The sequence below is a fragment of the Pseudoclavibacter chungangensis genome (assembly GCF_013410545.1).
Taxonomy (GTDB): domain Bacteria; phylum Actinomycetota; class Actinomycetes; order Actinomycetales; family Microbacteriaceae; genus Pseudoclavibacter; species Pseudoclavibacter chungangensis.
The window spans coordinates 3,097,829-3,122,961 of sequence record NZ_JACCFV010000001.1; the positions used below are offsets into that span (position 1 = coordinate 3,097,829).

18 protein-coding genes are annotated in these 25,133 nt (G+C 73.5%); 10 read left to right on the plus strand and 8 right to left on the minus strand.

What is annotated here, in order from left to right; all coding sequences use genetic code 11:
* The first annotated feature begins 26 nt into the window (after positions 1-26).
* The 3 genes from pdhA to HNR16_RS13730 are packed head-to-tail and all read left to right on the plus strand — an operon-like array spanning position 27 to position 3,699.
* Positions 27-1,139, plus strand: a complete 1,113-nt coding sequence (pdhA, locus tag HNR16_RS13720) for a pyruvate dehydrogenase (acetyl-transferring) E1 component subunit alpha (RefSeq protein WP_158041012.1) — start codon at positions 27-29, stop codon at positions 1,137-1,139.
* On the plus strand, positions 1,136-2,128 hold the full coding sequence (locus HNR16_RS13725; protein WP_218868450.1) for an alpha-ketoacid dehydrogenase subunit beta: 993 nt from the start codon (positions 1,136-1,138) through the stop codon (positions 2,126-2,128). The genes pdhA and HNR16_RS13725 overlap by 4 nt, the downstream gene beginning before the upstream one ends.
* A 5-nt stretch (positions 2,129-2,133) precedes the next feature.
* Positions 2,134-3,699, plus strand: coding sequence for a dihydrolipoamide acetyltransferase family protein (locus HNR16_RS13730; protein ID WP_158041011.1), 1,566 nt, complete (start codon positions 2,134-2,136; stop codon positions 3,697-3,699).
* 36 nt (positions 3,700-3,735) lie between these two features.
* Here HNR16_RS13730 and HNR16_RS13735 read toward each other — a convergent pair whose 3' ends face one another.
* Genes HNR16_RS13735 through HNR16_RS13765 form a run of 7 tightly spaced genes read right to left on the minus strand, consistent with a single transcriptional unit; the run spans position 3,736 to position 12,380 of the window.
* A complete protein-coding gene (locus HNR16_RS13735) occupies positions 3,736-4,941 on the minus strand; it encodes a M23 family metallopeptidase (protein WP_158041010.1) in 1,206 nt (401 codons plus the stop codon).
* Complete coding sequence (locus tag HNR16_RS13740) at positions 4,938-6,962, minus strand: hypothetical protein (protein WP_158041009.1); 2,025 nt, start codon at positions 6,960-6,962, stop codon at positions 4,938-4,940. The genes HNR16_RS13735 and HNR16_RS13740 overlap by 4 nt, the downstream gene beginning before the upstream one ends.
* On the minus strand, positions 6,959-9,526 hold the full coding sequence (locus HNR16_RS18895; protein ID WP_158041008.1) for an ATP-binding protein: 2,568 nt from the start codon (positions 9,524-9,526) through the stop codon (positions 6,959-6,961). Before HNR16_RS18895 ends, HNR16_RS13740 begins: the two co-directional genes overlap by 4 nt.
* 6 nt (positions 9,527-9,532) lie before the next feature.
* Positions 9,533-10,216, minus strand: coding sequence for a hypothetical protein (locus HNR16_RS13750; protein ID WP_158041007.1), 684 nt, complete (start codon positions 10,214-10,216; stop codon positions 9,533-9,535).
* Positions 10,213-10,524: a hypothetical protein gene (locus tag HNR16_RS13755; protein ID WP_158041006.1), complete on the minus strand. Its 312-nt coding sequence runs from the start codon at positions 10,522-10,524 to the stop codon at positions 10,213-10,215. The genes HNR16_RS13750 and HNR16_RS13755 overlap by 4 nt, the downstream gene beginning before the upstream one ends.
* A gap of 12 nt (positions 10,525-10,536) precedes the next feature.
* Positions 10,537-12,153, minus strand: a complete 1,617-nt coding sequence (locus HNR16_RS13760) for a conjugal transfer protein (protein WP_179558259.1) — start codon at positions 12,151-12,153, stop codon at positions 10,537-10,539.
* Positions 12,144-12,380, minus strand: coding sequence for a hypothetical protein (locus HNR16_RS13765; protein ID WP_179558260.1), 237 nt, complete (start codon positions 12,378-12,380; stop codon positions 12,144-12,146). Before HNR16_RS13765 ends, HNR16_RS13760 begins: the two co-directional genes overlap by 10 nt.
* A gap of 194 nt (positions 12,381-12,574) precedes the next feature.
* Here HNR16_RS13765 and HNR16_RS13770 point away from each other — a divergent pair, with 194 nt between their 5' ends.
* From HNR16_RS13770 to HNR16_RS13800, 7 genes are all read left to right on the plus strand, one after another.
* Positions 12,575-13,318: a hypothetical protein gene (locus tag HNR16_RS13770; protein ID WP_179558261.1), complete on the plus strand. Its 744-nt coding sequence runs from the start codon at positions 12,575-12,577 to the stop codon at positions 13,316-13,318.
* A gap of 620 nt (positions 13,319-13,938) precedes the next feature.
* A complete protein-coding gene (locus HNR16_RS13775) occupies positions 13,939-14,787 on the plus strand; it encodes a MoeA family protein (RefSeq protein ID WP_158041004.1) in 849 nt (282 codons plus the stop codon).
* A complete protein-coding gene (locus tag HNR16_RS13780; RefSeq protein WP_158041003.1) occupies positions 14,784-17,735 on the plus strand; it encodes a TadA family conjugal transfer-associated ATPase in 2,952 nt (983 codons plus the stop codon). Before HNR16_RS13775 ends, HNR16_RS13780 begins: the two co-directional genes overlap by 4 nt.
* A gap of 247 nt (positions 17,736-17,982) precedes the next feature.
* Positions 17,983-21,738: a LysM peptidoglycan-binding domain-containing protein gene (locus HNR16_RS13785; RefSeq protein WP_158041002.1), complete on the plus strand. Its 3,756-nt coding sequence runs from the start codon at positions 17,983-17,985 to the stop codon at positions 21,736-21,738.
* A complete protein-coding gene (locus tag HNR16_RS13790; protein ID WP_158041001.1) occupies positions 21,731-22,378 on the plus strand; it encodes a prepilin peptidase in 648 nt (215 codons plus the stop codon). Before HNR16_RS13785 ends, HNR16_RS13790 begins: the two co-directional genes overlap by 8 nt.
* A 227-nt stretch (positions 22,379-22,605) precedes the next feature.
* Entirely contained in the window at positions 22,606-23,295 is a 690-nt protein-coding gene (locus HNR16_RS13795) for a hypothetical protein (RefSeq protein WP_158041000.1), read from the plus strand.
* A 124-nt stretch (positions 23,296-23,419) separates the two neighbouring features.
* The gene (locus tag HNR16_RS13800; protein ID WP_158040999.1) at positions 23,420-23,761 is read left to right on the plus strand and encodes a hypothetical protein; all 342 of its coding nucleotides are present in this window, start codon (positions 23,420-23,422) and stop codon (positions 23,759-23,761) included.
* A gap of 605 nt (positions 23,762-24,366) precedes the next feature.
* On the opposite strand, the gene HNR16_RS13805 is transcribed toward HNR16_RS13800, so the two are convergent.
* On the minus strand, positions 24,367-25,029 hold the full coding sequence (locus tag HNR16_RS13805; RefSeq protein ID WP_158040998.1) for a hypothetical protein: 663 nt from the start codon (positions 25,027-25,029) through the stop codon (positions 24,367-24,369).
* Positions 25,030-25,133: the final 104 nt, after the last annotated feature.

Consider the following 25,133-nt stretch of genomic DNA (forward strand, 5'->3'; position numbering starts at 1 on the left):
CGCCCACGGCGCGCGACCATGGGGACATGCCACACGACGACGTGCGACACGACGCCCTCGACCGCCCGGGCGACGCGCCCGTCCAGCTCATCGACGAGCACGGCGCGGCGGCGCCCGCCGAACGCGCCGAGGGATTCGACCGACCCGACGACGCGACGCTCCTCGAGCTGTACCGGAAGATGGTCGTCGCCCGACGCTTCGACGTGCAGGTCACGGCCCTCACGCGGCAGGGTCGCCTCGCGACGTACCCCTCCGCGCAGGGCCAGGAGGCGAGCGAGATCGCCGCCGTGCTCGCGCTGCGCGACGAGGACTGGCTGTTCCCCACCTACCGCGACACGATCGCACTCCTCACGCGCGGCGTCCCCCCGAACGAGCTGCTCACGTTCTTCCGCGGCGAATGGCACATGGGCTTCGACCCGCACGCGTACCGCATCTCGCCCCAGGCGACGCCGCTCGCGACGCAGACCCTGCACGCCGCGGGCCTCGCGACGGCCGTCAAGCTCCGACGCGATCCCGTCGTCGCGCTCACGCTCCTCGGCGACGGCGCCACGAGCGAGGGCGACACGCACGAGGCCTGCAACTTCGCCGCCGTCTGGCACGCCCCGTGCGTCTTCGTGATCCAGAACAACCAGTACGCGATCAGCGTGCCCGCCGACAAGCAGTTCAAGGCCCGCAGCCTCGCCGATCGCGCGATCGGCTACGGCATGCCCGGCTACTGGGTCGACGGCAACGACGCCGCGGCGATGTCCGCCGTCATCACGGGGGCCGTCGAGCGTGCCCGCACGGGTGGCGGGCCGAGCCTCATCGAGGCCGTCACCTACCGCCTCGAGGCGCACACGAACTCCGACGACCCGACCCGCTACCGCGAGCGCACCGAGGAGGACGAGTGGCGGCACCGCGACCCGATCGCGCGCCTCGGCACGTTCCTGCGTGACGCGGGCGCACTCGACGACGCACGCGAGGCCGAGATCACCACCGAGGCGGAGGCACTCGCGGCGACGACGCGCGAGGCCATGAACGCCGAGCTCGACATCGACCCGCTCGAACTGTTCGACCACGTGTACGCACACGAGCGGCCCGCTCTGCGCGCGCAGCGCGACGCCCTCGCCGCCGAGCTCACCGAGGAGGCGAACGCATGACCGCCCCGACCCCGAGCGGCGAGACGCTCACGATGGCCGGCGCCCTCAACCGTGCCCTGCGCGACGCCCTCACCGAGGACGACCGCGTGGTCGTGTTCGGCGAGGACGTCGGCCCGCTCGGCGGCGTGTTCCGCGTCACCGACAAGCTGTACGGCGAGTTCGGTGACGCGCGAGTGAGCGACTCACCGCTCGCCGAGTCGGGCATCGTCGGCACCGCGATCGGCATGGCGATCTACGGCATGCGGCCGATCGTCGAGATGCAGTTCGACGCGTTCGCCTACCCGGCCTTCGAGCAGATCACCTCCCACCTCGCGAAGATGCGCAACCGCACGCGCGGCCGCGTCCGCCTCCCGATCGTCGTGCGCATCCCCTACGCGGGCGCGATCGGTGGCGTCGAGCACCACTCCGACTCCTCGGAGGCCTACTACGTCCACACGCCCGGTCTCACGGTCGTCACGCCGTCGAACCCCGAGGACGCGTACGACATGCTGCGCGCCGCGATCGCGAGCGACGACCCCGTCGTGTTCCTCGAACCGAAGAGCCGGTACTGGATGAAGGGCGTCGTCGATCCGGACGCCGAGACGCTGCCGCTGCACCGCGCGCGCGTGCTGCGCGAGGGGAACGACGTGACGATCCTCGCGTACGGCCCGACCGTCGCGACGGCGCTCGCCACCGCCGAGCAGGGCGCCGAGGAGGGCCTCGACGCCGAGGTCGTCGACCTGCGCTCGCTCTCGCCGTTCGACGACGCCACGGTCGACGCGTCGGTGCGGAAGACGTCGCGCGCCGTCGTGATCCACGAGGCCGCCGGATTCGGTGGCTTCGGCGCCGAGGTCGCCGCGCGCGTGACGGAGCGGAACTTCTTCCACCTCGCCGCGCCCGTCGCGCGCATCACGGGCGCCGACATCCCATACCCGTCCCCCAAGCTCGAGCGCCACTACCTGCCAACCCCCGATCGTGTGCTCGCGGCGATCGACACGTGGGAGTGGTGAACCGCATGACGAACAACGACTTCCTCCTGCCGGACCTCGGTGAGGGACTCACCGAGGCCGCGATCGTGAACTGGCTCGTCGCCGAGGGCGACCACGTCGACACCGACCAGCCCGTCGTCGAACTCGAGTCGGCGAAGTCGGTCGTCGAGCTCCCGACCCCGTACGCGGGCGTCGTGACGCGCCTGTACGGCGCCGTGGGGGAGGTGCTCCTCGCCGGGAGCCCGCTGCTCACGATCGCGTCGGCCGACGACGCCGGACCACCGACCGGACCCGGCACGCCCGCGACGCGACGACCGGACGGCACGGCCGCGCAGACCACCCCGGGCGACACCACGACAGTCACCGCGCCCGACGACGCCCAGCTCGCCGACCCCGTCGCGGGTGCCGCCGTCGACGCGGGCTCGGGCGCGGTCCTCGTCGGGTACGGGACGACCGAGCCGACGCGGCGACGCGCGGCCGCGGGCGCCGCACGCTTCGGCCCGGCGCGCCGCACGCCGGGTGCCGCGAGCGCCGCCACGGCCCGGGCCGAGCCGACATCGGGCGCCGGCTCGGCATCGGGAACCGGCTCGACATCGCTGACCGACTCGAGCGTGGCCGGGACACCCGCCGGCCGCTCCCCCGTCGTGTCACCGATCGTGCGCCGCCTCGCGCGGGAGCACGGCTTCGACGCGGCGTCGCTGCGTGGCAGCGGCCCCAACGGCCTCGTCCGCCGCGAGGACGTCGAAGCCGAGATCGCGGCACGCGACGCGGTCCGGTCGACCGCCGTGGCGAACACCTCGCTCGAATCGTCGTCGCCCCGCACCGCAGGGTCCGTCGGCGCGACGGGTTCGGCGGCTCCGGGCCGGGCCGGCCGGGACGCGGTCGGGACCGGCGGCACCGTGGGCGACCGTTTCGTGCCGTTCTCGGCGGTGCAGGCCGCGGCGGCCGCGCACTTCGTCCGCTCCCGCACGACGATCCCGGAGGTGACGATCTGGCTCGATGTCGATGCGACGCCGCTCCTCGACGCGCGCGCTCGGCTCGCGGAGGCCACCGGTGAACGCTTCGGGCTCACGGCCCTCGTGTCGCGGTTCGCGCTCGCGGGCCTGCGACGGTTCCCCGCGCTCGGTGCCTCGCTCGACGAGGCGCGCGGCGGCATCGTCCAGCACGACGAGGTCAACCTCGGCATCGCGGCGCAGACGGCCCGTGGCCTCATGGTGCCCGTCGTGCACGGCGCGTCCCGCATGACGACGCGCGAACTGCGCGACGCGATCGGTGAGCTCGTGGTCGCGGCCGGCGAAGGCGTCTTCCCGCCGGAGCGGCTCCGTGGTGGCACGTTCACCGTCAACAACTACGGCGGGTTCGGGGTCGACGGGTCGACACCGATCATCAATCACCCCGAGGTCGCGATGCTCGGCATCGGCCGCCTCGTCGAGCGGCCGTGGGTCGTCGCGGGCGAGCTCGCCGTACGGCGCGTGCTGACGCTCACGCTCACGTTCGATCACCGGGTGTGCGACGGCCAGGTCGCCTCGGCGTTCCTCACCTCCGTCGCCGCGAACATCGGGGAGCCCCTCTCGCTGCTCGCCGACGTCTGACCCCGCCGTCCGGGCCTGCTCCGTCGACGTCGGGTGTCAGGCGAGCAGCTCGATGCCGTAGAGCCGCATGTACGCCTCGGGATCCACGTAACCGGGCGGGACGTACCCCACCCCGATGTGCGGGAGCGCGAGCACGGCGGGGTCGGTGGTCGCGGTCGTGTTGACGCGGAAGTCGAGGTGGCAGCCGCTCGACTGTCCCGAGTTGCCGACGACCCCGATCGGCTGACCGGGTACGACCGTGTCGCCGGTCCGCACGAGCACGTCGGACTCGAACATGTGCAGGTAGCTGACGACGGTCCCGTCGGGGGTCGTGATCCCGACCCATGCGTCCGACACCTGGGTGACCGTGCCGGGTCTCGCGGCGACGACGGGCGTGCCGCAGGGCATGTCGAAGTCGATCGCGGGGTGCCACGTGCTCGCGGCGCACTCGCCGTTCGGACCGTAGACGGGACACTCGCGTGGACCGACGCCGTCGCTCACGGGCATCGGTGCGCCCATCGGGTGCACGGCGTCACCGCACTCCCCGAGGTAGGAGAGCAGCTTCGCCGCAGCCTCCACCCACGCCTCGTAGCGTTCGGGGAACGCCGACACCTGCACGGCCTGCGCGGCTGCGGCGGGGGCCATCCGCTCCCAGCCGTCGATGTCGAGCAGTCCCGCCGGCGAGCCACCGTTCGGGCCGGCCGGTCCGCCGAGGAACGCCGCGGTCGCCCCGGCCGGGTCCATGAGCGACGCCACATCACCCCAGCCCATCGACGGGCGTTGCTGCAGGATGCCGATCGAGTCGTGGTCGGAGCCCGTTCCGTCGTGCGGGAAGTTCGCGGAATCCGGCACGTTCGTGGGGTTCGCGAGGTTCCGGAACGCGGTCTCGGGCATGGCGGTGATGACGAGCACGATCTCGGCCGCGGGCGACGTCACGATGCCGCGCAGCGCACCGATCATGGTCCGCGCGTTCCCCAGTCGCACGTCGTCGAGCACGAACGTCTCGCCCGTCGCCGACACCATCTCGTGCGTCTCGTCCGGCCCCGGATCGCGCAGTCCGCAGGAGACGGCGGACCCCGCGGTCGCGTCCCCGCCCGAGCCGCCGAGGAGCAGCAGGTTCACGGCGAGTCCGATCCCGCCGAGTCCCGCGAGGGATCCGCCGCCGACGAGCAGGGCCACGAGCAGCACCGTCCAGAACACGCCGCGACCGCCCGCATCGGCCGCATCGGCGAGCGCGCCCCCACCGCGCCGGGACGCGCTCATCGCCCTGCGCTCCGAAGGAGTTCCTTCGCCTGCTCGACGCGTCGGTTGCGCACGCTGCTCGTCATGGGCAGATCGAATCGGTGACGCAGTGACGCCGCGGCATCGACCGGGACGCCCCCGGCCCCGCCGTCGGTGGGGAGGGGAACCCCCGCCGCCGCCGCGCCCATCGCGGCCGCACCGGTCGTCGCCGCGGGACCGAGCGCGGTGCCGCCCGCCCGCCCGACCTCGAGCCGCTCCTCCTCGATCGTGTCGGCGAGATCGCCGAGCGCGTCACGCAGCTCGCGCAACCGCCCGTTGCTCGGTGCCGCACCGCGTTCGCCGTTCCGGTCGACGGTGGGGCGGACGACGACTGTGACGCGCGGCTCGCGACGCTCCCGATCGGCGCGCTCCGTGTCCGTCCCGCCGCCCGTGGGCTGTTGCGGCGGAGCCTGCGCCGCATCGCGCGGCGCGGGTGCCTTCTCCGTCGATGCGCCGCCCTGACCGGAGACGGGCGGCGGGGCCTGTTTGGCGTTCGACTGGGCCGCGTCCGTGACCGATTTCAGCGCCGTGGCGACGGGGGCGGCGGGCGTCATCTGGGCGACGTTCATCGCGAGGTTCGCGACGGCCTTGGCGTGGGCGCCCGAGCGTTCCTCGCCGGATCTGCCGACAGACGCGAGTGCTTCGAGGAGCGTTCGGCCCTGCCTGCGCAGACGCCGCGTGATGACGAGTGTCGTGACGGTCGCCGCGATAAGGAGGATCGACAGGAACCCCATCTGGTTGACGAGCGAGATGCCGACCGAGGTGATGGTCTCGATGACCTTGAGCACCATCCCGAGCCCCGTCGACAGCAGCACGAGGATCAGGACGAACGCGAGCACGGAGGTCGCGAGATCGGCGAGCGCCTTGACGAGTTGCCGTCGGCCCAGGCTCGGGAGCATCGCGACGTGGAGCCACACGATCGTCCGGATGCCCGCGAAGGCCGCCCCGAGGACGGTCATCGCGAGCATCGCGAAGAGTCCCCACGCGAACAGCGAAAGCGATCCCGTGCCGGCGAGCGTGATGAGCGCGACCATCGTCTGCCAGAAGTCGGGGCGCTCGACGTACGCCTTCGCGACCGCGTCGCACCCGCTCACGCCGTCACGCACCTGGTTGCCGAGGATAGGCGGCTCGGAGGTCATGCGCTCCACGAAGACGGCCTCGCACTCGGCGTCGGCGATGCGGTGTCCGAAGGCCACCTCCTGCGCCGGGATCGACACGAACACCGTGATGAGCTGCGCGGTGATGCCCTTCGTCAGGACCTCGTCCTCGGCGATCACGTCGGCATCGAGGACGTCGAGGTCGGTGAAGACCGCCTGTGCGAGCTCCTCGCCGTAGTCCTGTGCGGCGCCGATCGCACCACCGTCGCCGTCGCCCGCGAGCCCCGCGACCGGGTTCGTGAGGATCGTCGTCGCGAGTGCGAAGCACAGCGCCGAGACGAACAGGTCGGTGAGGCCCGCCGCGGTCCGACCGATGAAGACGAGGACGCCACCGACGGCGCCCGCGACGAGCAGCGCGAACGGGGCCCAGTCGACGCGTCCGAGGTTCGTGTCGACGCTCTCGGCGATCGCCTCGAACGGCGTCAGCAGCCAGTCGACCCACGTGAACTCGAGCACCCACGAGAGCACCTGCACGGTCGCCGCGACCATGGCGACGTGCCCCGTCCACACCCAATCGGTCGGGAGCGTCTTGACGGTCTTCTCGGCGGTCCAGATGTCGCCGCGATCGAGCGGCAGCACCGCGTAGTTCACGAGCGGTACACCGTGGGTGTCGACGAGCTCCCCACCGGGCACGAGCGGGTTGGCCGGTGCGTCGGCGAACGCCACGAGCACGTTCCCGCACGTGACCCACGCGAGCGCGAGCAGGACCGAGACGAGCAGGAGGAACGTGCCCGGGTGGCGGCGCCGGAATGCCGCGATGTGTCGCAGCGCGTGGCGCGCACGCCGCAGACGCGCACCGAGCCGTGCGCGAGCGGCACAGGCGAGATCATGGAGGACGACGCTCACGCGAGGGCCTCCCCGTCGGGTCCGACCGGCGTCGTGCTGATCATCTCGCGTCGTTCCGATCGCTTCGGCGCGACGATCCGCACCTTGCCGATGCGCTGTCGGGCGTCGCGCAGCAGGGCTTCACCCTGACGGTCGGGCGCGACGCGCCCGTCCGTCCCCGCCGGCGAGACGTTCTCGGTCAGTTCCGTGAGGATGCGCGCATCGCTCGCGATCCCCCGCTCGAGCCAGTCGAGCGCGCGCTCCGCGAGCTCGGGGTCGGTGTGACGCATGACGATGCGGATCGGGATGAGACCGCGGGCCCGCACGTCCCCGAAGTCGTGTGGGTCGTGCGAGGCGAGCACGGCGACCGCGTTGTGTTTGCGTCCGTCCCGCAGGAAGTCGAGGACGTGTGCCTGTCCCTCCGGTGAGGTCGTGATGTGGTGACACTCGTCGGCGCAGAACATCGTGAACTGCGCTGTCGAGAAGCAGATCTGCCGGGCGAGTCCCGTGAGGAACGCGTACATCGCGCGCCCGAAGATCTTCTCGAGCGAGAGCTCGTCGAACAGGTGCTTGTTGTCGAGCTCGTGCTCGCTCGGCAGCGGGAGCCCGGCGGTCAGCGGGATGATCGCCCGTGCACGGAGGTCGAGCGGCGGGAGCGAATCGTCGAACAGCACGCGGCCGAGGTCCTTCTCCGCGACCATGCTCATGAGCCCGTGGAGCCGTGCACCGTTGGAGCCGGGCTCGGACCCGGCGAGCACGGCGCGCAGCGATCCGAGGCTCGTGACGCCGAGCGTGGCCACGTTCTCGGGGCTCAGGAGGCGCGCGAGTTCGACGCCGAGCTCGTCACGAGGCCGCACCCCGAGCATCGCCGAGAAGAGGGACTGCACGTGCCGCGCGCCCTCGCGGACCCCGAAGATGCGGAGCGGATCGAGCGAGGCCGTGGGATGCATGAGATCGACGAGCGCGGTCTGATCGGGCAGGAGCGAACCCGCGAACTTCGCGTACTCCCGCGCCTCGGTGCGGTCGATGATGAAGACGCGGCCGCCGCGGTCGATGAGGTCGCCCGCGATCTTCTTCATCGTGTAGGACTTCCCCGCGCCGAGTTCGGCGACGAGCCCGATCGAGGCGCTGCGGTTCGCCTGGATCGTGCCCTCGAGGTCGAGGAAGACGGGCCCGTGGCGGCCGGAGGTGATGTTGTCGGCGAGGTGCAGTCCCGCACCGTCGCCGAGGTCGGTCGAGACGAGCGGCACGGCCGACGCGAACTCACGGCCCGTCGTGATCTGGGCGAGCTCCCGCACGAGCCGCTCCGTCGGCGCGCCGGGGTGCATCGCCCACCAGAGCTGCTCCTGACCGCCGAGCGGCGCGTCGAACACGAACTCCGCGAGCTGGTAGGTCTGCTGCACGTGCTTCGCGAGGGTGCGCGCGTCGTCGGGGTTGGAGGCACCGATCGCGAGGATCGTGGTCGCCTGCACCTCGACCTCCTTGTCGGAGCGGCCGAGCGCGTCCGCGTACGACTGGAGCGATTCCGCGACGTCACCGAGGTGGCCGCCGTTGTCGATGATGCTCGTCTCGCCGTCGACGCTCTGCTGCGTGATCTGGTCGCGCAGCGTGTTCTCGGCCGATTTGTTGCGGCGTTTGACCGCCTGACCGGACGTGACCTGCAGGCGCACGGCCCAGTCGACGGGGAAGTCGAACTCGTCGACCTTCGCGATCCACTCCACCCCCGGCACGACCCACCCGCCGCGCGGTGAACCGGTCAGGGCGAGGAGCACCTGGTAGGAGGCCTCGTCGGAGCACGGGCTGTGCACCTTGAGGAACCGCCGCCGGAACGGTGTGAACCGGTCGAGTGAGCGCGGTGCGAGGTCGCTCTGTCCGCCCTCGTCGAGGAGCGGCTCGGCGAACGCCGCTCCCGCGACGATCCGATCGCGCTCGTCGGTCCCCCGGGCGTGGCCCGCCGACACGTCGAGGGCACGACGACCGTCGGATCCGGGCAGCGGCGCCTCGGAGTCGAGTGCGAGTCCCCGCAGCTGCGCGTGCTGCGCCATCCAGACGAGTTCCGCCGGGGTGGCGCGGACCGGCGCGAACGCGCCGGGGATGGCCTCCTCGACGCGACGCGCGATGATGCCCGCCTCGGCGACCTCGTCGGCGCTCGGCACCCGGCGCGGGAGCGCCAGGATGTCGCGCAGTTCGGACTCGACGGCGTGTGCCGCGGCGCGCGCACGGTGTTTCGCGTGTGTCCCCGCGAGCGGCGCCGTGAGCCAGAACGTGCGCTCGCCGACCGGGACGTCCGCGAGACCGTCGAGCGTGAGCGCGACCTCCTGGGCCCACTCGGGGCGTCCCCCGATCTCGACACCGGCGAGCATGCGCTCGGCGACCTGGACGGGATCGAGCGACGCACACAGCCCGAGGAGCACCGCCTCGCCGCGCAGCCCCTGGAAGAGCGCCTGGTGCTGGAGCCGCGCGAGCTGTTTCGTGGCGTCCGCGGCGAATCCGTATGGCATGCCCTGCAGCCGCCAGGTCGCCCACACGACGCCCGATCTGGTCCACATGAGATTGCCGGTCATCGACAGCACGGGATTCTGCACGGGAGATCACCTTCCGTTCGGGGTGCGCGTCGTGCCTGCTTGTGCGAGCAGGCGATCGAGTCCGGTGACGACGCGGCCGCCGTCCACCGTGTGGGGCCGCACCGCGTCCGGTGCGGGGCTCGGCCCGGCAGGACGCGACGTGGTCCGTCCTCGAGCTGCGGTCGTCGGTGCCCGCTCCGGGCCGCGAGGCACGTCGCGTGGGCGGGCGGGTGCCGCGTCGGGGACGGGTGCTGCGTCCCCGCGAGCGGGCCGTGCGTCGAGTCGCCCGGCACCGTCGTCCGGCGCCGACTCGATCACCGCCCGGCCGTGCACGACGTGCGGGCGCGTCACGACGACGGATCGGCCGCGGTAGGTTCCCGCCACGGGCGCCGAGAAGGCACCGAGTGCGGTCGAAACCACGACGAGCGGGTTGAGATTCGTCATGGGGATGAAGCGCCCGACGTAGGCGACGCCCCACCCCACCCCCATGACGACCACGAGGTCGATGAGCACGCTGCCCCACGACCAGACCCCCCGGGTCGCGAGGGCGACGAAGATCGCGACGAGCCCGAGCCCGAGTTGCGTGAAGGTGTACGGACCGCCCCAGATGCGCGTGCCCTCCGGCAATCGACCGACCATTCGCGGGAACTTCCGCGAGCGGGTGTAGAAGCGCGCGACCTCACGCTCGACGGGCCCGGACTCGTCGCTCATCGACGTTCGCCCGCGGCGTCGGGGCTCGAGGGGACGCCGGTCCCGGCGGCCTCACCGAACTCCTGGCCGAGGAGGCCCGCGAACCATTCGAGGCCGCCGCCGCTCGCGAGCCAGACGACGGCTCCCGCACCGAGGAGTGCGAGCAGGGTGGGAGCGAGCTGGAGCTTGCTCTTCGCGGCCACGACGATGAAGAGGACGACGGCGACGACGCTCACCGCGAGCCCGATCGTCGTCTGCATCGACGTGAGCTTCTCGTCGACGTAGTCGAAGACGCCGGCGGTGTGGATCGTGGCGAGAACGTTGTTCATGGTGTGCTGCTCCTAGGGTTCGGTTTCGGTGGTGGTTTCCGGCTCGGCCGGCCGGTCGGTGTCGTCCCCCGCGCCGGAAGGTGCGGGGGCGGTCGTGTCCTCGGGCTCGGCGGTGCCGTGGGGCCCGTCCGTGCCGTCGGCCGGTGCCGATGCGGTCGGTTGGCTCGTGGACGCGACGGGCTCGACGGGGCCCGGCGCGAGGTCGATCGACGCGACCTCCCATCGCCCGTCCCGCGCCGAGAGGGTGAGCCAGTACTGCAGGCTCCTCGTCGACTCGGTCGCGGTCACCGCCGTGAGCTCGGCCGACACCTGGACGCTCGCGCCGTCCGCGGGTGCGGGCGACGGGCTCGCACCGCTCCGGACCTCCGCGAGTTGGACGGTGACGTACGGTGCGGGCACGACGGGGGCGATCGGTGCGCCCGGTGCGATGAAGCGGTCGAGATCCGAACCGCCCGTGAGGAGGGAGGTCAGGAACAGCCCGGTCGCCTGGACGACGGGGTCCGAGGACGCGAGTTCGACGCCCCAGGGCCGCGCCGCGGTATCGGTCTCGGGCGCGGGGACGAGTGCCGGGGCAGCCAGGACCGTCATCGGACCGGTCTCGCTCGCTTCGACGGCCACGAGGTAGTAGCGCCGGTGCCACGCGGATGCACCGTCGGTGCCGCCTTCCAGCACCGTCGCGGCCACGGTCACGCTCACGACGTCGCGGCCGCCGACCGTCTCGACCGCTGCGAGCGCGAGATCCCGGGACGGGGTCGCGACGGTCGTCGTCACGTCCAGGCCGGGCATGAAGGCATCGAGGCCCGCCCGGTCGTCCCGCGTCGCCGCGAGCCACGCGCCCACGAATCCCGTCGCGACGGCGCCCGCCCGCACTTCGACGGGACTCGGACCGACCGGTTCCTGCACGACCGCGGGCGGTGCGACGGTCGGCTCCGGTGCGAGCAGCGAGCCCACGAGCGCGATGGGGCCGCAGGCGATCGCGAGCCAGAGGACGACCGCCTGTGCCGTCGTCGCACGCGCACGCCCGGCGGTCCATGCGCTCGTGCGCGCCGGCCCCGTCTCGTGTCGCGGCGCGTCGGTCGTGTCGCCGCGGCCCGTCGCTCGCCGGTGCCACGCGCGACGACGCGGGACGGCCCGGACAGCCCCGTCGTCATCACCGCGGTCGGAACGGCGATCTCGCGGGGGAGCTTCGCGCGGGGCGCGTTGCACGCGGGTCCCACGAGCACCGCCGGCTCGCTGTCCGGGCCGGCGCCGGCCACCGACGGACCGCCCGCGCCGACCGCCGTCGCGCGAGCCGGGCCGCTCCCGATCCCCCGAACCATCGTCGACGGGCCCGTCGCCCCACCCCTCGTCCCACTCCTCGTCCCACCCGTCGCCCGGGCGCTCGTCACCGGTGCGCTCGTCGCCCCGCCGCTCGTCGGTCCACTGCTCGTCGCCCCACTGCTCGTCCGCCCACTGCTCGTCGCCCCACTGCTCGTCGCCCCACTGCTCGTCATCGGGGTACTCGTCGTCGCGCTCCCCCCGCCGAGGTCGCTCACCGCCGGCTCGCGACGTCCCGAGGTCGCTGTTCCACCCGCGTCCGCCCGTGCCGTCCCCGCGACCTCGCAGTCGGCCCGGGAGCCTCACACCCACGGTGCACCCGCCAGGAGGCGGTCCGCCGCCGACATGGCCGACTCGATGTCGCGCGAGGTGAGCGAATCGGCGGGTCGCGTCCTCGCGGTGTGCTCGAGCGGCCCGGCGACGCGCTCGCGCACCTCGCCGCGCAACCGTTCCCGCACGGTCAGGAGCATCGCCGCGTCGTGCAGGAACGCGTTCCATGCAGACGCCTCGATCGTGTGCTCCTCGTGCCTCGCGATCATTCGTGCTCCCTGTGCTCGTGTTGCCGTTGTCCGAACTACGGCCCGCGAGGTGCTCGACATCGGACGAGCGATTCCACGTCAGCTCCGGCACGTCGCTCATCAGGGGTTTCCCGGTGGACGGCGAATCGTTCAAGAATCCGACCAAGGGGTCGTGGGGATCGTCGTCGGTCCGACGAGCTTCGAAGGAGCACTCCATGTGGACGACCGACACGACCCAGCGCTGCGTCACCGACTTCTCCGACCACTGGCACCGCCGGTGCGCCGACCGCCCGATCGACCTCGGCACGTTCGGGGTCGTCACCCCGCGGAGCGTCGTCACCCGCATCCGCCGCACCCGGGACCTCGACGAGCGTGATCTGCTCGTCCTGGACCTCGTCCGCCTCGCGCGGGCGGGTCACGACGGCGCCGAGCAGATCCTGCTGCTGCTCGTCCTGCCGCGGGTCGTGCATCTCACGCGCACGTGTCGGGGCCTCCGGGTACTCCCGGTGCGCGACGCCCAGGCGATCGCGTTCGGCGCGGTCTGGGAGGCGATCCGCGAGCTCCCGGACGCGGCGACGACAGCCGTGCTGCACCGCATCGGCCTCGACGCGCTGCGCATCATCACACGCACCGCGACCGCCGCCGTCGACGTGCCCGAGACGCCCGTCGACGACGAGGCGCTCGCCCGTCTCGTCGAGGGTGGCTCCGGGCGCGCACCGGTCGACGACGCGCTGCGAGACCTCGCGACCGTCCTCCGATGGGCGATCGACGAGGGCGTGATGACCTCGGACGAGGTGCGCGAACTCGCGGTCGTCGACCTCGGCGAACCCGACGACCGCGAACGCCTCGCCCGCGAGCTCGGCATCGCGCCCGCATCGCTCACGCGCCGTGTGCACCGGCTCCGGGTCCGGCTGCGCGAGGCGGTGCGGGCCGAGATCGTGCGGGCCGGCACATGGTGACCGGACGTGTCGTCGGCCGACGCCCGACCCGTTGACACCCGACGGTGCGCCGTGCGGCCGGACGCGCATGGACGCGTCGATGCGCGGTGGCGCAGCGACGAGCGCTCGGCACCGGGCGGCGCGGTCGTCGGTGCTCGGGCCGTTCACACGTACACGACATCGCCGGGAAACATGAGGCATCGTCGAAGCGGTCGACGCGGTACGGTGACGGTACGCGTCGTTCGCCGGGGGGGGCTTTCGATGTGGGCCGTCATTCCATCCGGGGGGGGAGTCGATGATGAGCTGCGATCCGCGGTCGCCGAAACCGCCCGCTGTCGACCGCGCCGATCGGAGGCGCCCGTGACCGGACGCCGGCCGCGGCACGTCCGTGCGCGTCGGACGGCCGTTCGGCACCCGTCGGGCGTCCACCGGCGCCCGAGCGGAGCGTCGTCGCGCCGGTCGGGCTCCACGGTCGTGGCGGTCACGACGTCCGTGCCCGCTAAAGGCCAGGATGGTCATCGCGGCACGACACGGAACCGACCGGACGCCCGCCCGTGCGACGCCCGCTCGCCGCGGACGGCGGCACGACTGTCCCGTCGCGCGCTCGCGATTCGGATCACGACGGAGGGAATGGCTGAGCCATGGCAATGATCGTCCTCGGAAGCCTGGGACACGGGCCCGGCGTCACCACGACCGCGGTCGCGCTGACGCTCGGCTGGCACCGCCGGGTACTGCTCGTCGAAGCCGACACGGCCACGACGAGTTCGGTGCTCGCGGGACGGTTCCGTGGACAGGTCCACCACACCGTGGGGCTGACGAACCTCTCGGCCGCCGCGGCGCGGGGTGACCTCACCGCCGATGAAGTGCTCGAACAATCGCTCGAGCTGGGGCCGGACCGGCACGTCCTTCCCGGGTTCGCCGGACTCGGTGCGGCACGGGGTGCGGACGCGTTCTGGCAGCCGTTCACCGAGACGATCGCTCCGCTCGAGGAGCAGAGCATCGACGTGCTCGTCGACGTCGGCCGGATCCACGCCGGCTCGAGGCGCAACGTCCTGCTCACCCACGCCGACCTCGTCGTCGTCGCGACCGGCGCGACGCTGCCCGACATCGCGGCGCTCATCGCACCCGTGGATCCGACGACGACGGCCCTCGACGAGGTCCGGGCGATCCAGCGCGACGCGGAGGGCGACGGGCAGCTCGCACTCGTGGTCATCGATCGGGCCCGCGAGAACTACGCGCCTCGCGAGATCGAGCAGGTCGCGAAGGCACCCGTCATCGGCCACCTGCCGTGGTCGCCCGAGGCCGCGGCCGTGTTCTCGCTCGGCGCGCCCGAGACGCGCAAGGGTCGCGACGGGCTGACACGTCCGATCGCGAGCCTCGCGCGCTCGATGCAGGAGCACCTCGACGCGGGTGGGCCCCCGACGGCCGAGGCCGCCGATCCGCTCGCGGCCGCGGCGGAGGCCGAACTCCGGGAGGTCGACCGACCATGAGCCAGTTGCCACCCCTGCCGCAGCGCCGCGGCGAGTCGCCGCAGGGCGACCACGAGCGCACCGCCGCATGGGTGGTGACCGGCGGCGACGCGATCGCACCGCCCGCCGTCGGCGAACAGGGTGGCCGAGCACACGGCCTCCGGCCTGCCCCGGGCCCCGTTTCGGCACGACCGGCCGAGGACGGAACCGAAGGCGGGCGACCCGGTGACGGGCGCACGCACGCCACCACGCCGCAACGACGGATCCAAAACACACCCGCCGCACTCGCGGCCAGAACCGCCGCCCGCATCGCAGCGGTGCACGCCGCACCGAGCTCGAGCTGGCCGAGTTGGGGCGAGTCGACGGTCGGCGCGCCGCAGCCCGCGGGCTCCGCGCCGTCGCCCGACGCGCGTGCGCACGACGGGGCGACACCCGTCGGTGTCCGTCCGGGGACGCACGGGTCCGGTGCCACACGCCGGACGGTCGGCGATGCCACGTCCGGACGCGAGATCCCCGCGTCCCCGCGCGCCGAGGCCGGTGCCGACGCCGAGACGGCCACGCCCCGTCCGCCCGCGACGACCGGGCCCCACGCGTCGTCCCGACCCGGCGACGATCTCGCGCCGAATCGCCCGATCGCGGTCGTCGCCCCGGAGCCGACACATGCCGCGCCGCCGCGACGCCGATGGGTCGCCCCGCGACCCACACCGACGACGGACGCACCGAACGACGGGCCCGCGGACCACGTCGACCCGACGACCGCGCGGGCCTGGCCGTCGTCGGGCGCGGACCTCGCGGCACCGCTCGCCACCGCGGCAGAGCCCGACGCCGGGCGGCCGGATGTCGCCGCGGCCGACGAGCCCGGTCGAACTCGCGATGCGGCGGCCACCGCGGCCTCGACCGTCCACGCGACGCACGTCGGCCACGAACGCACGGCGCGCCGATCGGACCCCGGCCCGCGATACCTGGAGCCGATGCCCGCCGCGGCCGGCCCGATTCCGGACGCCACGCCCGTCCCCGAGACGACGGCACCCACGGTCGATGCCGTCCACCTCGACGCGATCATCGTCCCGCCCGCGAGCGCGATCCCCGAACCGCTCACGCACACCGACCCGGCGACGCCCTCCTCCCAGCTTCCGGCCGCCGCTCGCGCGGAGGACGCGGACGACGCGACCGCCGCCGGCACGCCCCGCCCTGCGACGCCACCCGCCGTCTCGCTCCGGGACGGGACGGCGCCCGAACGCACCGCCGATCCGCCGGACGTCACGAGGATCACGTCCACCGATGCTCCCGGTCCCTCGGAGGGTCACCCGCCCGACCCGATCGCGCTCCTCCTCGGGCGCGGCGCGCCGACCCCGCAGGCCGGCCCGACGGCGGCGAACGGACCGGCCGCAGCGGACCGCCCGACGCAGCGACCGGGTACCGCCCACGAGCCCTCGACCGCGACGCCCGGCCGAGGGCTGTCGACGCTTCCCCTGTTCAGCATCCCGCCCGGCACGGAGGCGGTCCCCGCCGGCCACGGCGAACACGACCTCGCCGTACACGCCGACGATGCCGCACCGATCGACATCGAACGCCTCGCCCCCGTCCCTGCCTCGGCCGAGCCACCTCGACATGCGGCCGGGACGATCGACTGGGGCGCCGTGCACGAGCTGCGCGACGAGCTCGGCGCACGGCTCGACGCGGCACGGGGAACGCACGCCGCGAACGAGCCGACCGCGGCGCGCGACGTCATCGCGGAGGCCGTCGACGCCCACGTCGCGAAACGCTTCGCCGCCGACCGCGAACCCGCGGCCTGGAGCCCCGTCGCCCGCGAGCGCACCGCGAACGCCGTCCACGATGCGCTGTTCGGCCTCGGCCGCCTCCAATCGCTCGTCGAGGACGTCGACGTCGAACGCATCGACGTCTGCGGACACGACGAGGTCTGGGTCACCCGCGTTGACGGCCGACGCGCGCACGCGACCGCGGTCGCCCGTTCCGACGACGAGCTCGCGGACGACATCGCGTTCCTCGCGCGACGCCGGGGCGCGGGCGACGACGCGTTCACGGCGGCGTCCCCGATCCTCGAGCTCGACCTCCCCGGCGGCACGCGCCTGTCCGCCGTCCGCCCACCCGTCGCAGCGCGCCCGAGTCTGGTCGTCCGTGCGAACCGCCCCGTCCACCTCGGGCTCGACGACCTCGTCGGTGGCGAGCAGTCCCTGTCGCGGCGCGCCGGGGACGTCCTCCGCGCCGCGCTCGCCGCCGGTGTGAACATCGTCGTCGCGGGGACGCCCGGTGCCGGGAAGACGACGCTCCTCCGGGCGCTCGCTGGGGCCATCCCGCTCGAGCAGCGCATCGTCACCATCGAGTCGGAGCGTGAGCTCGACCTCGACCGGTTCGCGGCCGGCCACCGCATCGTCACCGCGCTGCAGTCCCGCCGCGGCACCGGCACGCCCGGCACAGGCGACGCTCCGGCCGGCGAGATCACGCTCACCGACCTGCTCCACGAGGCGCTGCGCCTCGACGCCGAGCGGATCGTCCTCGGCGCGGTGGGTGTGCACGAGATCGACGCCCTGTTGCAGGTGATGCGGGCGGGTGTCGGCGTCCTCACCAGCGTCGACGCGAATTCGCCCGCCGACGCGATCGAGCGACTCGTCGCGCTCGCCATGACCGCCGGGGACGTGGGCGACGGCTACGCGTACCGGCAGATCGGGCTCCATATCGGGCTCGTCGTCCAGGTGCGTCGCGTCCGCGACGGCGACGGACGGCAGCGGCGGATCGTGACCCACATCGCCGAGGTGCGTCCCGGTGACGAGCTGGACGGGGGCGTGCGCCACCCCGTCGCGGTCGACGTGTTCACCCGCCGCGCGCACGGTGGGCAGCTCCTGCCGGCCGCGCTCCCGAGCGGCAGACTGCTCGACCTGCTCGCCGGGCACGGGCTCGACGCCGAGCGTCTGCGCGCCGTCGGTTCGCCCGAGCGGGCGACGAGGTGACCACCGTGATGCTCCCGGCGCGGCCACCGAATCCGCCCGATCCCGTCCGATCCGACGCTCCACGCCGACCGTAGTTCCACGAGACCACGTTCCGAGGAGTCCGAATGCACGCGCCCCTTCACCGTCGAAGCGTCCCGGCATGCCACTCCGCTGCGGTCGAACGTGCCGGGCGACACGGCCGCTCCCCCACCGATCGGACGGCGGCTCACGTCGCGGCCGGCGGGCGCCGCCCGGTCGCGGGAGCATCGTGCTGAGCCGCACGCTGCGCGGCGTCGCAGCGATCGTCGTCCTGGCGGGGCTCCTCGTCGGCGTCCCCGTCGCGCTCACCCTGCTCGCCGGGAACCCACTGGCGATCGGGCCCGGCGGACTCCTCGGAGGGTTCGTCCGCCCCGATCTCGACGGCTCGTTCCTCATGGGCACCGTGCTGCCCTCGCTCGGCTGGCTCGCCTGGGCCTACTTCACCGTGTCCGTCGTCGTCGAAGGGGTGCGGCTGCGGACGCCGCGGCGTTCGCCCGCGCATCGACGGGGCCCCGGCCCGGCGCTCGCGGCACTGCTCCTGGGTGCGATCGTCCTGCTCGGCACCGCGCCGGTGGGGGCGGGTGCAGAGCTCCACGTGGCGACGGCCGCCCGCGCGGGCACGACGCTGTCGTCGCCCGAATCCGTTGCGCCGCCGCCGTCAGGCGACGCATCGCCCCACCGCGCCGAACGGACCGGTGCGTCCGAGAGGCGTGACGTCCCGTCCGACGGCGGCGACGCGTCCGACGGCACGCCGACGCGCGCCACCTCGGCGCGCATCACCGTCGCCGCGGGTGACTCCCTCTGGAATCTCGCCGCCCGACACCTCGGTGCGGGCGAGCGCTACGTGGAGCTCCTCGAACTGAACGAGGGGGTCCCACAGGCCGACAGCGGACGACTCGGCTCCGATCTGTGGCTCGAGGCGGGGTGGGTGTTACTGCTCCCCGACGACGCCGTCATGGGTGCGGACGGCGAGGGAACGCAGGGGGCCGGAGCCGACCTCGCCGGGCCGGACGAATCCGGGCCGCGGGGCGCCGAGGCGGATGCGCGAGACGTTCCCGGTGGTGCGGACGACCGCCGCGTCGCGGCATCGACCGGGGCGCCGCAACGCACCATCACGGTGGACGAGGGCGACACGCTGTGGGATCTCGCCGAGGAGCACTATGCCGACGGCACCCGGTACCCCGAGATCGCCGCCGCCAACGACATCCCCGATCCCGATCGCATCGAGGCCGGGACGCGGCTCGTCGTCCCCGGCCTCGCGCCGTCCGAGACCGGACCGCCCGCCGACGACGGGACGCCGGACACGACACCCACGGACGACGAGGACACCGAGGACGACGAGGACGACGATGACGAGGTAGCGGACGGGACGGAGGACGCCGACGCGGACGACGCCGCGAGCCCACCACCGGCGAATCCTTCCGCCACGTCACCCGCCGCCCCGACCGAGGACGCCCCGACGGAGGACGACGCCGCGGACGGGACGCAGGACGCCGACGCGGAGCCGACGACGACCGCCCCCGCCGCGAGCGCCGGAAACGACGCTGCCGATGCGAGCACATCCGCCTCGGCCCCCGAGGCACCCGCGGACGACGAGGAGCCCCAGCTCCTCGACGTGCGGACGGCGGGCGGCATCGGTGGCGTCCTCGCGGCGGGTATCCTCGGTTGGCTCGCCGTCCGTCGGCAGTTGCAGCGCCGACGCCGTCGCCCCGGCGAACGCATTCCCTCGCCCGACGCCGAGGCGCTCGCGGTCGAACAGGAGCTGCACGCGGTCGACGACGGCGTCGGCATGGAGGTCGTCGACCTCGCGACGCGGACGATCGCGGTGTGGGCACAGGACACGGGCGCCGACCTGCCCGCGATCTACGCCGTCCGGCTCGCGCCCGACGAGCTCTCCGTCTACCTGGAGCTGCCCGCGCGATTGCCCGCGCCGTTCGTCCCGGTCGCCGAGGACGGTGCGGCCTGGGCCGTCGACCCGCGGGCGCTCGTCCCCCTCGAACGCATCCCCTCGGCGCCGTATCCCGCCCTCGTGACGCTCGGACAGGACGCCGGCGGCGCGCACCTGCTCGTCGACCTCGAACAGCTCGGAGCACTGGACGTCCACGGTTCGCCCGCGCTCGTCGACGGCGCGCTCGCCGCGATCGCGATCGAGCTCGTCACATCCGCATGGTGTGAGGACCTGCAGGTCACCCTCGTCGGCATCGACCCGGGCCTGCCGCGGGCGCTCGACACGGGCCGCCTCCGACACGTGGACGACGTCGGCGCGCTCCTGCGCAATCTGCGCGGGCAGGCCGCGGACACGAGCGCGGCACTGGACGAGATCGGCGCCGAGCGCCTCGGCGCGGCCCGGGGCGCCGGCCCCGACGCGCAGCCGTGGATGCCGGAGATCGTGCTCATCGGCACGGACCTCGACGAACCGTCCCGCGCCGAGCTCGCCGAACTCGCGACGGCCATGCCGAGGCTCGGCATCGCGGCCGTCGCGCGCGGCCGGCTCGCCGACACGTGGGTGCTCGACCTGGCGCGACGAGCCGACGCCGCGCTCGTGCTGCCCGGCGGTGCGGGACGCATCCCACTCGATCCGCAACTCGTGAGCACACGCGACCGCGACCGCCTCGCCCGACTCGCGGCGAGTACGACCCTCGATCCCCTGCCCGCACCGCCCTACTCGGCACCCATCGACGGCCTGGAATCGCTCGGAACGAGCACGGAACCGGTCACATCGGCCCCCGTGCCCACCGCCTCGGACGCACCGGTGCGAGTGGTCGACGCATCCGACACGCGGGATGCGCCGATGCCCGACGCACTCCCCGGATGGCCGGACGATCCCTTCGGCTTCGACACCGTGCCGGCGGTCGCCGGTGCGTCCGACGAGCCTGCCGCGTTCGACCTCGACGAGCCTGGCGCGTTCGGCCCCGCGGATGCCGCCGACCGGCCACTCGACACCGCCGGTACCGCCGCAACCGAGCGAGACGACCGACCCGGCGTCCACGGCGTGGGGACGGACGCGGACCGGGATGCGCGCCGCCCGGCCCGCGGCGACGACGCGACGGGCGAGGACGCGCACGGCGCACCGGTCCCCGGCTCGGCCCGCCCGGCCGTGCACTCGGAACGCCGCGCCGCCCGGGCGGCCGCGTCCCGGGAACACGCCGACGACGTACCCGTCGACGAGCCGCTCGACGCGGAGGCCGGCGCGCTGCTCGCGGGTCTCGCGCGCGTGCCCTGGGTGCGGCTGCTCGGTCCCGTCGCCCTCCACGGCGCCGCGGGCGAACCGCCGCGCACGCCGAAGACGAGCACGGTCAACAACAGCAGCGTCAATCGGGCGACCGAACTCATCGCCTTCATGACGGTCAACCCGGGAGCGAGCGCGGTCCAGGTGCATGCCGCGTTCTGGCCGGGCCGCGACCCGCAGGGCAAGACCGCGGCCTCGAACCGCAACGGGCTCGCCACCCGGACGCGTCGCTGGCTCGGCAACGACCCGGACGGCAGCCCGTACTTCCCCCACGTCGGATCGGGTGGCTATCGCCTGCACCCCGACGTCACGACGGATTGGCACGTGTTCCGGGCACTCGTCGGCGAGGACGTCCGGAACGCGTCGACGAGCCGGCTCCGGGCCGCCCTCGAACTCGTGGATGGCCAGCCCATCGGCGGTGTGAAGGACCGTTACTACGGCTGGGCCGAGGTGACGAGGAGCGAGATGCTCGCCGCGATCGGCGACGCGTGCCACGAACTGTCCGAGCGTCTCCTCGAACGCGGCGATCCGCATGCCGCGCGCGTCCCCGCCGCGCTCGGGCGCGAGGTCGACCCCGTGAACGAGACCTGCTGGCGCGACGCGCTCCTCGCCGAGCTCGGCGCGGGCGACCGCGACGGATTCGAACGCATCGTCGCGCAGCTTACACGCCGCCTCGACGAGTTCGAGGACGGCTACGAACCGGAGGACGAGACGCAGGTCATCATCGACCGGGCGCGAACCGCCCAACATGTCTGAGGGGCACGCCGACGACCGAACGGACGCCGGGCGGGCGGTGCGGCCGAAACGACTCGCGCCCGCCGTCGCCGCCGCGACGGTGCTCGCGCTCCTCGTGGGCACGGTCGGCACGGCGGCGATCGGGCCCGAGGGCATCGCGATCGTGCGTGTCACGGCACTCGCGGTGGTCGGTGCCGGCCTCGCGCTCGTCGACGCCCGCACGAGGCGCTTGCCTGATCTGTGCACGCTCCCCACCATCGCGGCCCTCCTCGCGCTCGACACCGCGAGCGCCTGGATCGCCGCGCCCGACGGCGGCTCGGCGACACCCACCTCGGCAGCCGGATCGGCGTTGCTGTTGGGCTGCGCCGCCGCGGCGGCGGCCGGCGGGGGCTTCTTCGTCCTCGCGGTCCTCGGCACGATGGGTGGCGGCGACGTGAAGCTCGCGGCCCTCGTCGGCGTCGCGCTCGTTCCTGCGACCGGCTGGGGCTCGCTCGCGACCGCGGTCGTCGCCGCCTATCTGCTCGCGCTGCCCCACGCCGTCGTCTCGTCGGTCCGTCGACGGCGCGGCGCCCGCGCGGCGGAGCACCTCCCGTTCGGCCCGTACCTCATCGCGGGAGCCGCCGTCGCGTGGCTCGGGCACACGGCGGGACTCGTCGCCTGAACGCACGGGACACGCCGATCCGCGCCACGCCGCGCGCCGTCGTGCTCGACGCACCCGGTGCCCGGCTCCGGCGGCCGCCGGCCGCGCCGTGCCCGGTCTCGTCACAGCAACGGTTCGGCGCGCCGGACTTGTCGAACGGGAGCGGAACGGCCAGAGTTGAACGGGACGCCGCGATGGTGCAGATGCGTACTCATGAGACGCTCGCCCACGCATGCGATCCTCGAGGGATGGGAGCACGATCCGTGATGCCGGTGGATGTCCGCGACGACGACTTCGTTGTGCTGGCGTTCGGTGAGCGCGAACTCGTCTTCGACGTGAAGGTCGGCCGTGCATCGGCCGTCACCTCGGACGAAGTGCGCCTCGCCCGCAGCGACGACGAGATCGTGCTCGACGACAACTGGTACGCGCGACGTTCGGTCGTCAAGACGTTCACGCTCTACGACCTCTTCCCCGAGGTCGATGCCGAGATCCTCTACCGACACTTCGCTCGGCTGCTCGGCGCGACGTTCTCGCGCGCCTACGCATCGCCGCGTCGCGGTCGCCGGGCCGCGTTCTCGACCGAGGTGCCCGATCCGACCTCCGTCAACTGGATCCGCTTCAACTACTCCGAGACCGACGACGGGTTCCTGACCCTGCACGAGTCCGGCGTGCTGCGGGCGATCACGGTCCTGAGCGACTTCGGTCTCGCCGCCTCGATCGATCCCGCGCTCGACGGACTCCCGACCGGCTGGGTCACGCTCCGCCTCTCGCATCGGCGCAACGAGGACGGTTCGTTCGTCGTCGAACGCCGACGCCGGGACGCGCGCGTCCGCTACGCCCTCTACCGGGCGGGGTTCTACGAGGGCGAGCCGGAGCGCGAGCCCGAGGACCCGTGGGTGCTCGGCGACAGCGACCTCGGGGCGCCCGGCGCCGCCTGAGCGCACCGATCCCGGGTGCCGTCGGCGCGCACCAGCGCCCGCCGTCGCCGCCGAACCCGCCGGCCGGGCCCCGTCCCACCGCGTCCCGCACCTGCTACGCAGCTTCGAGGCGCATGCTCGACACATGGTCTCCTACGTCGTGAATCAGGCAGGCGTCGATCAGGCGCGTCGACTCGTCGCGGCGGGCCGTGTCGATCGGGAGCGTCCCTGGCACGAGCTCGAACCGAGTACGTCCGACGAGAACGCGTTCCTCGACGCGAACGGCTGGGACGCCTACGGTGCGTGGCACCTCGCGCTCCGCGAGGGGGCATCGGCCGAGACGAAGGAACGGTACGGGTTCGTGTACGGCGATTTCGCGGTCGTGAGCCGCGAGGCCCTCGTCGCGATCGCGCAGCGCGCGGGCGAGTGGCACCACCAGGACATCGAGGACGCCGCCCACGCGCTGCTCGAGCTGTTGGACTCCTAGCCGGCGTCCGTTCGCCCCGGCGTCCCGAGGCACCTGCCCGGCGGCGACCGAGCGACGTCAACCGCGACCGTCGACACCGCGGTCACCGCGACGAGGTGGCCGTCGCCCGGGACGATCGGGCCGTGCACCCCGTCGCGTCGGATCGGACGGATCGCTCCTGCCCGTCCGCCCGTTCGGTCGGCCCGATCGCGTCGACCGCCCGCGCTCGGGGGACGTCCGTCCCCGCGTGCCCGGCGACGTCCCGGTGGACGGGGGCGACTCGCGGCCGGGCGATTCACGTGCCGGGGGTTCGCGGAGCGGCGGCACGTCCTCCGCACCCCAGCCGCGGGGTGCATCGCTCACGAGGTGGGTGTCCGTCCCCGGCCGCTCCGGCTCGGCGTCGGAGCCGCGATCCCTCGAACCGCGCGTGGCGTCCTGGGACTCGTCGCGCTTCTCCTCGTCCTCCTCGCGGCGACGTCGCGGCCGGATCCCCTGTGCCATCACCTTCTGCGCGTGCTCCGAGACCTGGTGGACGGTCGGCATGTGGGTACCCCCGCCGAGGGCCGAGGTCACGACGACCCCGAGGGTCAGGGCCGTGTGGGCGAGGCGTCCCCGTGCGGACGCCATCACGGCACCCGCTCGAAGTGAGCCGCACTGACCGCGAGCAGCGTTTCGGCGAACTGCAGCATCTCGTCGACCATGAGCGCCTCGAACGTCGTGCCCGTCGCCGCGGTCCAGTCGTCCACGGCTGCGGCATCGTGCGGATCGGCGAGCGTCCGCCGCACGACCGCGCGGATCGCGTCCGCGACGGTGATCCGCTCCGCGAGTTCCTGCAGGAGGCGAACGCCGGGCTCGGACAGGACGAACGTCGAGTCGTCCGCTGTCGAGAACCGGAGCCCGTCGTCGAGGTGTTCGATCGGCTTCACGGGCCTGTCGAACACCATGCCGAAATCGAGCGCGCTCGGGCCCGCACCGGGCCCGACGACCGAGACGAGGCCGCGCTCGTCCATCCACCGCAGCCCGGCGCGCGACGCCTCGGGGAGCGCCCGCAGCTCCTCGGTGGGGCGGGCGTCGTCCCACAGCTCGCGGCACCTCGCATCGTCGAGGATCCAGTGCCGCGGTCGCCCCGCGGTGCCGTCGGGGAGCACGTAGCTCCCGATGATCACACCGTCGTCGACGCGCGTCCCGAGCGGCACGACTCGGATCGGCCCCGGCCACCCCACCCCGTCGCGCCAACCGTCACTGCCGTCCACCCGTTCCCGCTGCATAGCGCCCACGATTCCCTCCACGGTTCTTCCTCGGTTCTTCCGTCCTCGTCCGCATGCGCGACATCGCCCGCATACGCGACATCGCCCGCATGCCCGCCGTCGCCGCATGCCCGCGCCACGGACGG